Below are 13,788 nucleotides of genomic sequence, written 5' to 3'. Positions count from 1 at the left end.
CGGTTGAACATCGCCCTACGTGTTCGGTCTAAGCTGTCGCAGCCGCACACTTTCTGCCGGTACTGCTCCATCCGTGTGATGAAGCAGCCCGACAGCTTGATAACGCGTCACGATCTCGCCGCGATTGCCTCCCTTAGGAGGAAGCCTTCGTTGACGGGTGAACGACGTCACTGTGGGCGACCATGACCGCCAAACCGGGAACGAACGGAGCAGTCCGATCGTTGCACTCGGTGAGCACCACGCCTGGGCCCCGGCCCTGAGCCGAGCGAAAGGACACCGCCATGGCCGACCGCGTTCTACGGGGTAGCCGGCTCGGAGCAGTCAGCTACGAGACCGACCGCAATCACGACCTCGCCCCGCGCCGGTCGGTGCGGTACGCCTGCCCCAAGGGCCACGACTTCGAGGTTCCGTTCTCCGACGACGCCGAGATCCCCCACACCTGGGAGTGCCGACTCCACGGGCAGGAGTCCAAGATCATCGACGGCGCCGAGCCGGAGGCGAAGAAGATCAAGCCGCCGCGCACGCACTGGGACATGCTCCTGGAGCGCCGCACCATCCCCGAGCTGGAAGAACTCCTCGACGAGCGCCTGGAGGAGCTGAGGGGCCGCCGCACCCGCACCGCCTGACGCGCGGCCGCGCGACGTGGCAGGGGCCCGCCGGACGCACCGGCGGGCCCCTGCCACGTGCGGTCCCGCGCCGTCAGCGCCGGGCGCCGCTGCGCGGCTTGGCCGCGAACAGCCCGCGCAGCTGCGTGTACCGGCGGCGCAGGCCCCACTTCGTGACCCGCAGCAGCGCCTCCCGGACGATGTTGCCGCTCATCTTCGACTCGCCGATCTCACGCTCGGTGAACGTGATCGGCACCTCCACGACCCGGTGGCCCAGCTCGATCGCCCGCCACGCCAGGTCGATCTGGAAGCAGTAGCCCTGCGAGGCGACCGTGTCCAGCTTCAGCCGCCGCAGCACCTCGGCCCGGAACGCCCGGAACCCGCCGGTGATGTCCTTGACGCTGGTGCCCAGCGCGACCTGCGAGAACACGTTCCCGCCCCGCGAGATCAGCTGCCGGTGCCACGGCCAGTTCACCGTGCTGCCGCCCGGCACGTACCGCGAGCCCAGCACCAGGTCCGCGTCGCGCAGCGCGTCGAGCAGGCGCGGCAGGTCCTCCGGCGCGTGCGAGCCGTCCGCGTCCATCTCCACCACGACCTCGTAGCCCCGGTCGAGCGCCCACCGGAAACCCGCCACGTACGCGGCGCCCAGCCCGGCCTTCTCGGTGCGGTGCAGCACGTGCACGCGGTCGTCCGCGGCGGCCATCTCGTCGGCCAGCCGTCCCGTCCCGTCCGGGCTGCCGTCGTCGACCACGAGCGCGTGCACCGCCGGCAGGGCCGCGTGCAGCCGCTTCACGATCTTCCCGATGTTGTCCCGCTCGTTGTAGGTCGGGATCACCACCAGCACCGGCCCGAGTTCGCGGTCAGGCTGCGCCTGCTGGTCCGCCATCCGTTTCCTCCTCGCCGGCCCCCGCACCAGGGGTCGGACGCGATCCTCGTCGTTGCATCGTCAGGCCCAGCGCCGCGCCCAGCAGGCCCAGCGCCGCCATCACCCGCTCGGGCCATGCGCCGAGCCGGGTGGCCAGCGTAGCCTCCCCCCGCAGCGGCAGCCGCGCGACCAGCGCGTCCGGCGTGAACAGGCCGGTCCGGTCGACGACCGCGCCGTCCGGCCGCACGATCGCGCTGACCCCGCTCGTGGCCGCCACCACCACCGCCTTGCCGTGCTCCACGGCCCGCACCCGCGACATCGCCAGCTGCTGGTAGGTCATCTCGGTGTAGCCGAAGGTGGCGTTGTTGGTCGGCACGGCGATGATGTCCGCGCCCGCGCGCACCGAGTCCCGCACCACGCCGTCGAACGCGACCTCGTAGCACGTGTCGACCGCCACCTTCGCGGGCCCCATCGCGAACCCCTCCGGGTCCGTGCCCGGCTGGAACGTCCCCGCCCGGTCCACGGCCGCGCTGAACAGGCGGAAGAACGACCGGTAGGGCATCGTCTCGCCGAACGGCTGGAGCTGCCGCTTGGTGTAGGTGTCGGTGGGGCCCGCGCCCGGCTCCCACAGCACCACGGTGTTGCGCGGCAGGCCGTCCGACCGGTCGACCACCACCGCGCCGATCGCGACGGGCGCGCCGATCGCCGCGACGGCCTGGTCGATCCGCGCGGCGGCGTCGGGGTTGCGGAACGGGTCGATGTCGGAGGAGTTCTCCGGCCAGATCACCAGGTCGGGTCGCTCCGCGCGGCCCCGCTCGACGTCCTCGGCCAGCTCCAGCGTGCGCCGCACGTGGTTGTCCAGCACGGCGCGGCGCTGGGCGTTGAAGTCCAGCCCGGCGCGCGGCACGTTGCCCTGGATCGCGGCCACCACCGCCGTGCCCCGGTCGGGCGCGGTGCCGACCAGCGGCGTCGCCGCCAGCCCCAGCACGGGCGGCAGCACCACCAGCGGCAGCGCGCGCCGCCAGCCGCGACCGAGGCGGGCCAGCCCGAACCCGGTCAGCGCCACGGCGAACCCGATCAGCGGCGCGCCGCCGAGCGAGGCCAGCGGCAGGTACCAGCCCTCCGGCTGGCCGAACGCGATCCTGCCCCACGGGAACCCGCCGAACGGGAACACACCGCGCAGCAGCTCGTCGGCCACCCACAGCAGCGCCATCAGCACCGGACCGCCCGGCAGCGTCGACACGCGCGCCATCAGCGCCGTGCCGACGCCGATGAGCACCGCGCACAGCAGCGCCAGCGGCAGCCAGGCGATCAGCCCGACGAACTCGCCGGTCCAGCGCAGCAGCGGCACCATGAACCCCAGGCCCCACACCACGCCCCACCCGAAGCCCGCGCGGGCCCGCCTGCCGTGCAGCAGGACGCCGAGGACGGCGAACCCGAGCGGCGCGAGCCACCACGCGGTGCGCGGCGGGAAGCTGAGGTGGACCAGCCCTCCCCCGGCCGCGGCGAACACGATCCGGAGCACCGTGCCGCGCACGTCCCGGCGACGGCGGGCGGGCGGTGTGTCGGCGACGGGCTGACCCGGCGCCACAGGGGGAGCGACCACCCGATCAGCCTACGAGGGCCCGCCGACCACCCGACAGCCACCGCCGCGATCCGCGCGCGTGCCGCCGCCGGTGGCGCACCGCGCCCGTGCCCGCGCCGGGCCGCGGGGCACCGGCGATGAGCGGACGGGACCGCGCACCGGGTGCCGGGCCGATGAGCGCTTCGCCCTCTGACCGTCCGGGCCCGCGCACCGGGGGTCCCGATGGCCGGTGATCCGCGCCCCACCCGCACCCGGGCGCCGGGAGACGGGTGTCACCGGACCCCGTGGTCACCGGCACCGGTCTCGGGGTGCGGTTCAGGGTTGCCACCGATGCGAACCGCCCCCGATCGGCGGATGGTGGAGGCATGACCACGTTGACCAGACCCCGGAACCGACGAGTGATCGCCGGCGTGTGCGCGGGACTGGCCGAGCGGTTCGGCTGGAGCCCGAACACCGTCCGGCTGGTGTTCGCGCTGTCGTGCCTGCTCCCCGGCCCGCAGTTCATCATCTACCTCGTGCTGTGGGTGATGATGCCCAAGCGGTCCTACTGACGCGACGCGACCAGGGCCTCGACCCCGTCCAGCACGCGCTCCAGCCCGAACGTGAACGCGTGCTCGCCGGAGTAGGCCGAACCGTGCTCCTCCCCGACGGCCGCGCCCACCCGCGCGGCCGTCGGGAACCGCTCCGGGTCGAACACCTTGGCCAGGAACGGCGCGGCGACCTGCCACCACTGCTCGTCGGTCAGGCCGGTGCGCTGCTCGATCCGCGCCGCCTCCACCGCCAGGCGGGCCGACGCCTGCACGTGGCCCAGCACCAGGTTCAGCACCGAGTCCATCTCGACGTCGGTCAGGCCGATGCCGTCGAGCGCGGACAGCTCGTAGTCGTACTTCGCGGCCACGTTCGGGCCCAGCACCGCCCGGTTGGTCGCCACCTGGAGCAGCCACGGGTGCCGCAGGCACAACGCCCAGTTCTCCCGCGCGATCTGCGTCAGCCTGCCCCGCCACCCGCCGGGCACGTCCGCCGGGCGCTCCGTCTCGCCCTGCACCGCGTCCACCATGACGTCGATCAGCTCGGCCTTGCCCGGCACGTAGGTGTACAGCGACATCGTGCCGACGCCGAGCCGGTCCGCGACGCGGCGCATGGACAGCGCGCCCAGCCCCTCGACGTCGGCCAGCTCGACCGCCGCCGCCACGATGCGGTCCACCCCGAGGTCCTTGCGCGCCGTGGGCGTGTTGGTGCGCCAGAGCACCGCGAGGGTGCGTGCCGGGTCACCGCCGCCGCTGTGTTCGATCGCCACCCGACCACACTACTGATCAATCCGCGAGGGCGGCCCGCACGATCTCCAGGGCCTCGTCGGCCGTCAGCCCCTGCTCCCGCGCCGTCGACGCGTAGGCGCGGGCAGCCCGCAGCACCCGCTCCCGGCTGCGCTCCCCCGCCGCGCTGACCACGGTCCCCGCTCTGCCGCGGGTCTCGATGAGACCCGCCTCCTCCAGCTCGCGGTAGGCGCGGGCGACCGTGTTGACCGCGATGCCCAGCTCCGCGGCCAGCGCGCGGACGGTGGGCAGTCGCGTGCCCACGGCCAGCTCCCGGTCGGTGATCTTGCGGGCGAGCTGGGACCGCACCTGCTCGTAGGGCGGCACCGAGGAAACCGGATCGAGGCTGATCACGCCGTCGATACTGGCAGAGACCCCGGGCGGGCAGAACCACGACCGCCGGGCGGGCGACGGCCGAACGGACCGGGCCTCCGCCACGCGGACGCCTCCCGGACGGGGCCGCCGCTCCCCCGTCGTCCTGTCCCGTTCAACGAGACGGCGGCTCCCCTGCCGGCGCGGAACCACCATCCTCGGTGACGTGCCGGTCCCCGGATGACCCGACAGGAGGACCCGCGCACCACCGGCCACGGCACACGGGACTCCGCGCGAGCCGGAGGAACAGCCGTACCGGAAGAGGGGTGGAGGATGGGGAAGATCGGACGACCGGTCGCGCCGGGCGGGTGCCGACGGCTCGGTGCGGTCCTGGCGGCGGTGCTCCTGACCGCGTCGCTGTCGTCGGGCGTGGCGCGGGCCGGCGCGGTGCCGGGCCAGGGCGGCGCGGTGCCGGGCGGGTTCGGGACCTGGGCCGATGCTGTCCGCACCGGCTGACACGTCGTTCTCCTTCTTCGCGCTTGTGGAGCAACGGGACCACAGCAGGGAGAGCACGACGGCGGGGCGAGAGGAGTACGCAGGTCTTGGATGGTCGTCGGGGACGCCAAGCAGCAGGACCACCCCGTCGTTGAGACCCGATACGCGGTCGAGATCCCCCGTCTGTCGGGCCTCGCGCGGTGGGGATGCGAGTCGGTGGCGTACCGCTCCGAGTCGAACTGATGGGGGATCGGTTACGGCGGATTCGTACTCAATCGATGGGGTGGTCGTGGTGCGTGGCGTTCCCGACGGCCGTCCAAGGCCGGCTGGGCTTCCGGGCGCGTCGAGTCCGTGCTCACCCTGCTGTGGTGACGTGGCGCAGAAGCACGCAGAAGGACTCGGTGGGCTCCGGTGTCGGCTTGAACAGTCGATCCCGTACCCGGTCAGGGGCGGGTGGGTGCGACGACGGTGCCCCGCGCGCGGGTGACGACCAGCGGTGGGTCCAGCACGTCGGCCGCGGACGGGCCGCGGTCCGGCGCCGAGCGGCACACCACCCGCGCCTCGAACTCGATCTCGCGGGACCGGTTGCCGACCCGCACCAGGGTCGCGGTCGCCTCGACCACGTCGCCGGCCCGGATCGGCGCCACGAACTCGACCGACGAGTAGCCCGCGAACAGGCCCTCGTCGGCGTCGGTGCGGATGAGCAGTTCCGTCGCCACGTCGCCGAACAGGCCCAGCCCGTACGCGCCGTCCACCAGGCCGCCGCCGTAGTGGGCGTGCCCGTGCGGCACGTAGCGGCGGTGGGTGACGGTCAGTCCCTCGGTCGCGGTCACGCTCCCCCTTCCCCCTTCGCCCGTACGGCGTGCACCAGGTAGCTGGCCACCTCGCCGGGTGTCGTGCCCCGGCCGAACACGCGGTCCACGCCCAGCTCGCCCGCCATCAGCGGGTCGAACCGGGGGCCGCCCGCGACCAGCAGCGGGCGCCGCTCCCCCATCGCCTCGCGGAACGCCGCCGCCATCTCGCGCGTGTTGAGCAGGTGCGCGTCGCGCTGGGTGACGACCTGCGAGACCAGCACCGCGTCGGCCTGCTCGGCGCGGGCCCGGCGCACCAGGTCCGGCACCGACACCTGCGCGCCGAGGTTGACCACCTTCAGCTCGCGGTAGTGCTCCAGGCCCTTCTCCCCCGCGAAACCCTTGACGTTGAGGATCGCGTCGATGCCGACGGTGTGCGCGTCGGTCCCGATGCACCCGCCGACCACGACCAGCTTGCGGCGCAGCGACTCCTTCAGCGCCGCGTTCACCTCCGCGGGCGACAGCAGCGGGTACTCGCGCTCCACGACCCGCACCTCGGCCAGGTCCACGACGTGCCGCACCGACCCGTAGACGACGAAGAACGTGAAGTCCTCGCCGATCGGGTGGGAGTGCACGACCATCGCCGGGTCGATGCCCATCCTGTTCGCCAGCTGCCGCGCCGCCCCGTCGGCACGGGGACCGGCCGGCACCGGCAGCGTGAACGAAGTCTGCACCATGCCGTCGCCGGTGGTGTCGCCGTAGGGCCGGACGTGCCGCTTCACCGCGCCTCCAGCAGGTCCGAGGCCGGGTTGTGGTAGCCGTCGGCCTTGGCCACCACGCCGTCGGCGCCCTTGCCGCCGTCGGCGGGGCGGCGCATCAGCCCGAACGTGCCGTCCGCGATGGCCCTCAGCAGGCCGTGGTCGACGATCCGCGCGAGCAGGTCGACCGCCTCGCCCAGCACCCGCCGGGCGCGGGTGGCGATCAGGCCGTCGGGCGCGGGCCGGAAGTCCTCGCGCAGCCCGCCCGCCGCGTCGAGCACGTACCGGACGTTGGCCAGCGCGAGGTCCCGGTCGGACAGGAACGGCGTCGCCACGGCCTCGGTCATCATGCCGACCAGCAGGATGCTCTGGCCGGTCAGCACGCCGGCCAGGTTGAAGAACCCGTCGAGCAGGTAGCCCTTGAACACGTCGCCGGTCATGTGCTTGGTCGGCGGCATCCACTTCAGCGGCGCGTCCGGGAACAGCTCACGGGCCAGCAGCGCGTGCGCCAGCTCCAGCCGGAACGACTCGGGCACCGCCGGGTCGATCTCGAACGCGTGCCCGAGGCCCAGCAGGTGGTCGGGCAGCCCGGCCTCGTGCGCGAAGCGCTCGTTGAGCAGCTGCGACACGGTGACGGTGTGCGCGGCGTCGACGGCGTCGTCGGTGGTGAGGTAGTTGTCCTCGCCGGTGTTGATCACGATGCCGGCGCGCGCGTGCACCTGCCGGGAGAACCGCTGGTCGACGAAGGTGCGCACGGGGTTGATGTCGCGGAACAGGATGCCGTACATGGAGTCGTTGAGCATCATGTCCAGCCGCTGGAGCCCGGCCAGCACCGCGATCTCCGGCATGCACAGGCCCGACGCGTAGTTGGTCAGCCGCACGTAGCGGCCGACCTCCTCGGACACCTCGTCCAGCGCGGCCCGCATGATGCGGAAGTTCTCCTGGGTGGCGTAGGTGCCGGCGAACCCGTGGTGCGTGGCGCCCTCGGGCACGTAGTCCAGCAGGGACTGGCCGGTGGAGCGGATGACGGCGATGACGTCGGCGCCGGCGCGGGCGGCGTTGCGGGCCTGCACGACGTCCTCGTCGATGTCGCCGGTGGCGACGATGAGGTAGATCCAGGGCCGGCGGGGCGGGTCGCCGAGCCGGGCGACCAGCCGGTCGCGCTCGGCCCGGTTCCGGTCGACGGTGCGGATGCCGTCGGCGACGGCGGCGCGGGCGGCGGCCTCGGCGCGGGTCCGGTCGCGGCCGGTGGGCAGGGTGTAGCGGACCTGGCCGGCCGCGGTGGCCTCGGCCAGCTCGGTGAGCGAGGCCAGGTCGTGTTCGAGCAGGGCGTGGAACACCGGCAGCGCCGCGCCGTGCGCCAGGCCGCAGTGCTCGCGGACGGTGTCGACGACCCGGTTGACCCACGGCACGTCGCCGGCGCGGTGGGTGGTGTCCGCGCCGGCGATGCCGGCCAGGCGCAGCGTCGCGCGCTCGACCGCCACCGTGGTGTGCGCCCTGGCGAGCGCCACCACGGGCTCGGCGGCCTCGGCGGCCAGCCGGCGCGCGGTGGCGACCAGCACGGGGTCCAGGTCGAGCAACGCCATCGTCACTGCCTCTCGTAGATCGTCCGGCCGCGGAGCACGGTGCGCAGGCACGTCGGGGTGTCGTCCAACGACGGCAGGCCCGGCACGCCCGAGCGCGGGTCGGTGGACCAGCGCTGCACCCGCGAGTCGGGCGCGGTGACCTCCAGCTCGCCCACCTCCCACACCGCGTAGGTGGCGGGCGCGCCCGGCTGCAACGTGCCGGTGACGCCGTCGTCGACGCCGGCGGCGCGCCAACCGCCGCGGGTGTGGGCGTTGAACGCGGCGCGCGGTGAGATGCCGTGCCCGTCGGTGCGGTGGCGGACGGCGGCGCGGATCGCCGCCCAGGGGTCGACGTCCGTCACCGGCGCGTCCGAGCCGAAGGCGAGCACCAGGCCGGCGCTCGCGAGCCGCGCGAAGGGGTTGAGCGCCGTGCCGCGCTCGACGCCGAGGCGCTGGGCGTACATGCCCGACGGCCCGCCCCACTCGCGGTCGAACAGGGGCTGCACGGACGCGACCACGCCCCACGCGCCCAGCTTCGCGGCCTGCTCGGCGTCGACCATCTCGACGTGCTCCAGGCGGTGGCGGCGGGCGGCCAGCGCGGGCGCGCCGACCACGGCGGCGGCCCGCTCGAAGCCCTCGACGACGGCGGCCATCGCGGCGTCGCCGATGACGTGGAAGCCGCCCTGGAGGCCGGCGCGGGTGCACGCCACCAGGTGCTCGGCGATCTCGCCCGCGGTCAGGTACAGCGCGCCGGAGGTGTCGGCGTCGGCGTAGGGCGAGCGCAGCGCGGCCGTGCGCGAGCCCAGCGCGCCGTCCACGAACAGGTCGCCGGCCAGGCCGCGCACGGGCAGGTCGACCGGTTCCGTGCCGCCCCAGTAGCCGACGACCTCGGGGCCGTGCGCGGCCGACAGCAGGTCGGCCAGGTCGTCGCGGCTGGAGATGTCCGGTCCGGCGCACTCGTGCACCGACGCGATGCCGCGCGACGCGGCGTGCCGCAGGAAGGCGTCCTGGGCGGCGCGGCGGCGCGCCGCGGGGATGGCGTCCTTGGCCGCGGCCCGCACGTGGTGGTGCGCGGCGCGGGACAGCGGGCCGTCGGGCGACCAGCCGTCGGCGGCGCGGGCGGCGGGCGCGCGGTCGACCAGCGCCGTGGACGCCAGCGCCGAGTGCACGTCGACGCGCGAGAGGTACACGGCCGCGCCCCCGGCGGCCTCGTCCAGCTCGGCGCGGGTCGGCGGGCGGTTCTCCGGCCAGCGCGTCTCGTCCCAGCCGTGGCCCCACACCACCGGGCCCTCGGCGGCGCGCACCGCGGCCAGCAGTTCGGGCAGCGAGCGGCAGCCGGTCAGGTCCAGGCCGGTGAGCAGCAGGCCCGCGGAGGTGGCGTGGACGTGCGCGTCGACGAACGCGGGCGCGACCCACGCGCCGGCCAGGTCCACCACCTCGGCGTCCGGGTGCAGGGCGCGGCCCACCTCGTCGCGGCCCAGCCACACCACGGTGCCGTCGGTGATCGCCATCGCCGTGGCGTCGGGTGCGGTCGGTGAGTGGACGCGGCCGCCCACGAGCAAGGTAGTCACGCCTGTGCAGTCTGCCGGTGCTCGAACAGCGACCGCACGGCAGGTTCCGCCCGCACCAGGTCGAGCGCGAACGCGGCGTGACCGGGCACGTAGCCGTTGCCGACGAGCATCTCCACGTCGGCGGCGAGCCCTTCCGCGCCCAGCGCGGCGGCGGGGAACGAGGTGGCCATCGAGAAGAACACCACCGCGCCGCCGTCGGCCGTCGCGAGGATCGCGCCGTGCTCGCAGCCGGGCACGTCCACGCACACCACGGTGACGTCGACCGGGCGGCCCACCGCGGCCCGCACCGCGACGGGGTCGCGGGCGTCGGCGACCACCACCTCGTCGGCCAGCCCGGACCGGGTCACCAGGTCCGCCTCGGCCGGGGTCGGCACCAGCGCCACCAGGCGGGCCGCGCCGGCGCGGCGGGCGGCGGCCAGCGACAGCGAGCCCGACTTCCCGCCGCCGCCCAGCACCAGCACGGACGTCGCGGCGCGGCGGCGCACGACCCGGTCGGTGAGGGCGGGCGCGCCGCACACGTCGAGCACCGACAGCGCCAGCGCGTCGGGCAGGTCGGCGGGCAGCACGGCGGCGATCGACCGCCCGAACAGCACCGCGGTGCCCGCGCACGGCGCCTGCTCGGTCGTGCCGTCCCAGGACGCGAGGCCGTCGGTGATGCGCAGCGGCGTGAGGGTCAGCGACACCAGGGTGGCGATCCGGTCGCCCACCCGCAGGCCCAGCGGCGAGTCGGGGCCGACGGCGCGGACGGTGCCGAGCAGCATCCCGCCGGACCCGGTCACGGGGTTGTGCAGCTTGCCGCGCTCGGCGACGATGTCGAGCACCGCCCGCCGCACGTCCGGCCCGTGCTCCTCGCGCAGCTGCCGGAACGACGCGGCGTCGAGGTTGAGCCGCTCGACGTCCACCACGACCTCGTCCGCGCCGCACTCCGGTGTCGCGTCCAGCCGCCACGCCTGCTGCGGCAGGACACCGGCGGGCTCGACGACGCGGTGCAGACCGTACGGCGAAGTCATGGAAATCCTCCGGTCGACAGCGACTGGACCGGGATATCTTCACGTGACGCGTCAAGATTGCGCAAGCATCCGGCTCGAAAGGGGGATGTGGCGAGCCCGCCGCCACGCCACCCCGCTCCGGCCACCCCGACTGCGCCGCGCGCCACCGGCCGCGACACCCGACCGAGCCCGTCCCCAGGGAACGGCGACGCACACCGGGCGCCGGCCGGTCCGCTCGACGCGGGACGCGACCGGCGCCCGGTGACGGCCGGCTACCGGCCCGCCCCGGCCCGCAGCCAGCGGCAGCCGTAGGGCTCCAGCACCACCCGCGGCGCGGCGGGCGCGCCGCTGAACACGTCGGTCAGCGCGCCCTGCACCCCGGACAGCTCCACCTCCGCCGCGTCGTCGCCCAGGTTGTGCACGGCCACGACCGTCCCGCCGTCGATGTCGCAGCGGTGCGCGAACACGGCCGGGTCGGTGGTGTCGATCATGCTGAACGCGCCCCACGCCAGCTCCGGGCACTCCCGGTAGCGCTCGACGAGCAGCCGCACCCACGCCAGCAGCGAGTCCGGGTCGTGCCGCTGCTCCTCGACCGCGTCCCACCACATCGGCGTGCGCACCGCCAGCCGGTCCGGTTGCGACAGGTCCTCGGTCATGCCGACCTCCTCGCCGTAGAACAGGACCGGCGTGCCGGGCAGCGAGAACAGCAGGCTGTAGACCATCCGGGTGCGCCGCTCGTCGCCCATCATCGACGGCAGGCGGCGGCGCAGGCCCCGGCCGTAGAGCTGCATGTCCTCCTCCGGGCCGAACGCGGCGAACACCTCGCGGCGCTCCGGCTCGGTCAGCTTGTCCAGGATCAGCTCGTCGTGGTTGCGCACGAACGTCGCCCAGTGGCAGTCGCGCGGCGGCAACGGCCGTTCCTTCAGGGCGTGTGTCAGGGGGCCGGCGTCCTTGCGCGCCAGCGACAGGTACAGCTGCTGCATCCCGACGAAGTCGAAGCACATGTGCAGCTCGTCGCCCACCCCGTCGGCGCTGCCGAAGAACCGCATGGTGTCGGCGTAGGGCAGGTTGACCTCGCCCAGCAGCACGGCCTCGCCGTCGCGGCGGGACAGGAACGCGCGCAGGTCGCCCAGGTAGTCGTGCGGGTCCGGCAGGTCCTGCACGGGCGCCTCCAGCAGGAACGGCACCGCGTCCACGCGGAACCCGGACAGCCCCAGCTCCATCCAGAACCCCATCACGCGGGCGATCTCGTCACGCACCCGCGGGTTGGCCACGTTCAGGTCCGGCTGGTGCTTGTAGAAGCGGTGCAGGTAGTACTGGCCGGACTCCTCGTCCCGCTCCCACAGCGACTTCTCCCGGTCGGGGAACACCACGCCCCGCTCGGCGCCGGGCGGCGGCTGGTCGCGCCACACGTACCAGTCGCGGCGCGGCGAGTCCCGCGACGAGCGGGCCTCCCGGAACCAGGGGTGTTGGTCCGAGGTGTGGTTGACCACCAGGTCGGCGATCACCCGCATGCCCCGGTCGCGGGCGGTGCGGACGAACTCCACGAAGTCGCCCAGCGTGCCCAGGCGCGGGTCGACGCCGTAGAAGTCGGTGATGTCGTAGCCGTCGTCCCGGTCCGGCGAGGGGAAGAACGGCATCAGCCACAGGCACGTCACGCCCAGGCGGTGCAGGTGGTCGATCCGGTCGACCAGGCCGCGGAAGTCGCCGTGGCCGTCGCCGTCGGAGTCGTGGAAGGTCTCCACGTCCAGGCAGTAGACGACGGCGTTCTTCCACCACAGGTCGGCGGTCCGGGTGAGCTTCACCGCCGCACCCCCGGCAGGACGTGCTCGCCGAACGCGTCGAGGAACGCGGCCTGCTCCTGGCCCACGTGGTGCAGGTACAGCTCGTCGAACCCGAGTTCGGCGTAGCCGCGCAGCACCTCGGCGTGCCGGCCGAGGTCGGCGGACACGTCCACGGTGCCCGCCACCCGCTCGGGCGTGACGTGCTCGGCCAGCACGTCGAAGTGCCGGGGTGTCTCCAGGTCCCAGCACACCGGCGGGCCGAACACGTTGCCGCGCCACTGGTCGTGGGCGATCCGCAGCGCCTGCTCGTGGTCGGGTGCCCAGCTCAGGTGCACTTGCAGCGCCAGCTTGCCGATGCCGCCCGCGCCGCGGTAGGCGTCCACCACCTCGCGCAGGTGCGCGAGGGGCGCGTTGACCGTGATCAGCCCGTCGGCCCACTCGGCGCACCAGCGGGCCGTGGCGGCGCTGACGGCCGCGCCGAGCAGGGCGGGCGGTCGGTCCGGTCTGGTCCACAGCCGCGCGCGGTCCACGGTGACCAGGCCGTCGTGGCTGACCTCCTCACCGGCGAGCAGGGCGCGGATGACGTCCACGCACTCGCGCAGCCGGGCCGCGCGGACGTCCTTGCGCGGCCACCGGTCGCCGGTGATGTGCTCGTTGCTCGCCTCGCCCGTGCCCAGCGCGGCCCAGAACCGGTCGGGGTACATCGCGCCGAGCGTGCCGATCGCCTGCGCGACCACCGCCGGGTGGTACCGCTGGCCGGGCGCGTTGACCACCCCGAACGGCAGGGCGGTCGCCTGGAGCGCGGCGCCCAGCCACGACCAGGCGAACCCCGACTGCCCCTGCCGCTCGCTCCAGGGCGAGAAGTGGTCCGAGCACATCGCCGCGTCGAACCCGACCTCCTCGGCGCGGCGGACGGCGTCCAGCAGTCGCGACGGGTGGACCTGCTCGTGCGAGGCGTGCACACCGATGACCGTCATGCCGTGTCACGTACCCGCGACACGACCGGGTGACACCGGGCGGTGCGGCGCACCCGGGGTCGACGCGATCAGGACGGTGCGGTGCTCGTCGACGCGGTCGGGACCGGCGCGGTTCGGGTCGATCCGGCGCGGTTCGATCCGGCGCGGGTCGCGAACAGATCCGAGGTCGCGCGGCTCC

At 74.3% G+C, this 13,788-nt stretch carries 14 protein-coding genes; 3 read left to right on the top strand and 11 right to left on the bottom strand.

All coding sequences use genetic code 11. The features are described from left to right. Nucleotides 1-281: 281 nt before the first annotated feature. Nucleotides 282-626 carry an RNA polymerase-binding protein RbpA gene (locus tag C8E97_RS17885; RefSeq protein ID WP_121006752.1) on the top strand — a complete coding sequence of 115 codons (345 nt, stop codon included), beginning with the start codon at nucleotides 282-284 and terminating at the stop codon, nucleotides 624-626. 73 nt (nucleotides 627-699) lie between these two features. Here C8E97_RS17885 and C8E97_RS17880 read toward each other — a convergent pair whose 3' ends face one another. Together C8E97_RS17880 and lnt are read right to left on the bottom strand one after the other, a co-directional pair. Beyond that, nucleotides 700-1,491, bottom strand: coding sequence for a polyprenol monophosphomannose synthase (locus tag C8E97_RS17880; protein ID WP_121006751.1), 792 nt, complete (start codon nucleotides 1,489-1,491; stop codon nucleotides 700-702). Then, nucleotides 1,466-3,076 carry an apolipoprotein N-acyltransferase gene (gene lnt, locus C8E97_RS17875; RefSeq protein WP_246018966.1) on the bottom strand — a complete coding sequence of 537 codons (1,611 nt, stop codon included), beginning with the start codon at nucleotides 3,074-3,076 and terminating at the stop codon, nucleotides 1,466-1,468. The genes C8E97_RS17880 and lnt overlap by 26 nt, the downstream gene beginning before the upstream one ends. Nucleotides 3,077-3,420: 344 nt before the next feature. Here lnt and C8E97_RS17870 point away from each other — a divergent pair, with 344 nt between their 5' ends. After that, the gene (locus tag C8E97_RS17870; RefSeq protein WP_121006750.1) at nucleotides 3,421-3,606 is read left to right on the top strand and encodes a PspC domain-containing protein; all 186 of its coding nucleotides are present in this window, start codon (nucleotides 3,421-3,423) and stop codon (nucleotides 3,604-3,606) included. Here C8E97_RS17870 and C8E97_RS17865 read toward each other — a convergent pair. Then, complete coding sequence (locus C8E97_RS17865) at nucleotides 3,600-4,352, bottom strand: TetR/AcrR family transcriptional regulator (protein WP_121006749.1); 753 nt, start codon at nucleotides 4,350-4,352, stop codon at nucleotides 3,600-3,602. The two genes, C8E97_RS17870 and C8E97_RS17865, sit on opposite strands and share 7 nt — an antisense overlap. A 16-nt stretch (nucleotides 4,353-4,368) precedes the next feature. Then, a complete protein-coding gene (locus C8E97_RS17860) occupies nucleotides 4,369-4,722 on the bottom strand; it encodes a GntR family transcriptional regulator (RefSeq protein WP_121006748.1) in 354 nt (117 codons plus the stop codon). 291 nt (nucleotides 4,723-5,013) lie between these two features. On the opposite strand from C8E97_RS17860, the gene C8E97_RS17855 reads away from it, so the two are divergent. Then, on the top strand, nucleotides 5,014-5,196 hold the full coding sequence (locus C8E97_RS17855) for a hypothetical protein (protein ID WP_121006747.1): 183 nt from the start codon (nucleotides 5,014-5,016) through the stop codon (nucleotides 5,194-5,196). Between the two features lie 422 nt (nucleotides 5,197-5,618). On the opposite strand, the gene kal is transcribed toward C8E97_RS17855, so the two are convergent. From kal to C8E97_RS17820, 7 genes are all read right to left on the bottom strand, one after another. Next, the gene (gene kal, locus C8E97_RS17850) at nucleotides 5,619-6,008 is read right to left on the bottom strand and encodes a 3-aminobutyryl-CoA ammonia lyase (protein ID WP_211347056.1); all 390 of its coding nucleotides are present in this window, start codon (nucleotides 6,006-6,008) and stop codon (nucleotides 5,619-5,621) included. Next, nucleotides 6,005-6,748, bottom strand: coding sequence for a lysine 5,6-aminomutase subunit beta (gene kamE, locus C8E97_RS17845; protein WP_121006746.1), 744 nt, complete (start codon nucleotides 6,746-6,748; stop codon nucleotides 6,005-6,007). Before kamE ends, kal begins: the two co-directional genes overlap by 4 nt. Beyond that, complete coding sequence (gene kamD, locus C8E97_RS17840; RefSeq protein WP_211347055.1) at nucleotides 6,745-8,310, bottom strand: lysine 5,6-aminomutase subunit alpha; 1,566 nt, start codon at nucleotides 8,308-8,310, stop codon at nucleotides 6,745-6,747. Before kamD ends, kamE begins: the two co-directional genes overlap by 4 nt. A gap of 2 nt (nucleotides 8,311-8,312) precedes the next feature. Next, a complete protein-coding gene (locus C8E97_RS17835; protein ID WP_121011767.1) occupies nucleotides 8,313-9,800 on the bottom strand; it encodes an amidohydrolase in 1,488 nt (495 codons plus the stop codon). A gap of 56 nt (nucleotides 9,801-9,856) precedes the next feature. Further along, nucleotides 9,857-10,870: an L-erythro-3,5-diaminohexanoate dehydrogenase gene (gene kdd / locus C8E97_RS17830; protein ID WP_121006744.1), complete on the bottom strand. Its 1,014-nt coding sequence runs from the start codon at nucleotides 10,868-10,870 to the stop codon at nucleotides 9,857-9,859. A 251-nt stretch (nucleotides 10,871-11,121) separates the two neighbouring features. Then, nucleotides 11,122-12,654 carry an alpha-amylase family protein gene (locus C8E97_RS17825; protein WP_121006743.1) on the bottom strand — a complete coding sequence of 511 codons (1,533 nt, stop codon included), beginning with the start codon at nucleotides 12,652-12,654 and terminating at the stop codon, nucleotides 11,122-11,124. After that, entirely contained in the window at nucleotides 12,651-13,610 is a 960-nt protein-coding gene (locus C8E97_RS17820; protein ID WP_121006742.1) for a TIGR03885 family FMN-dependent LLM class oxidoreductase, read from the bottom strand. Before C8E97_RS17820 ends, C8E97_RS17825 begins: the two co-directional genes overlap by 4 nt. Nucleotides 13,611-13,788 lie beyond the last annotated feature (178 nt).

This window comes from Saccharothrix australiensis, from assembly GCF_003634935.1.
Classification (GTDB): Bacteria; Actinomycetota; Actinomycetes; order Mycobacteriales; family Pseudonocardiaceae; genus Actinosynnema; species Actinosynnema australiense.
This window is presented reverse-complemented; position numbering and strand designations above follow the sequence as displayed.

Coding starts and splice junctions, on each gene's coding strand:
- C8E97_RS17855 (WP_121006747.1), top strand. CDS start 5,014: ATGGGGAAGATCGGACGACCGGTCGCGCCGGGCGGGTGCCGACGGCTC.
- C8E97_RS17820 (WP_121006742.1), bottom strand. CDS start 13,610: ATGACGGTCATCGGTGTGCACGCCTCGCACGAGCAGGTCCACCCGTCG.
- kamD (WP_211347055.1), bottom strand. CDS start 8,310: ATGGCGTTGCTCGACCTGGACCCCGTGCTGGTCGCCACCGCGCGCCGG.
- kdd (WP_121006744.1), bottom strand. CDS start 10,870: ATGACTTCGCCGTACGGTCTGCACCGCGTCGTCGAGCCCGCCGGTGTC.
- C8E97_RS17835 (WP_121011767.1), bottom strand. CDS start 9,800: ATGGCGATCACCGACGGCACCGTGGTGTGGCTGGGCCGCGACGAGGTG.
- C8E97_RS17885 (WP_121006752.1), top strand. CDS start 282: ATGGCCGACCGCGTTCTACGGGGTAGCCGGCTCGGAGCAGTCAGCTAC.
- C8E97_RS17870 (WP_121006750.1), top strand. CDS start 3,421: ATGACCACGTTGACCAGACCCCGGAACCGACGAGTGATCGCCGGCGTG.
- C8E97_RS17880 (WP_121006751.1), bottom strand. CDS start 1,491: ATGGCGGACCAGCAGGCGCAGCCTGACCGCGAACTCGGGCCGGTGCTG.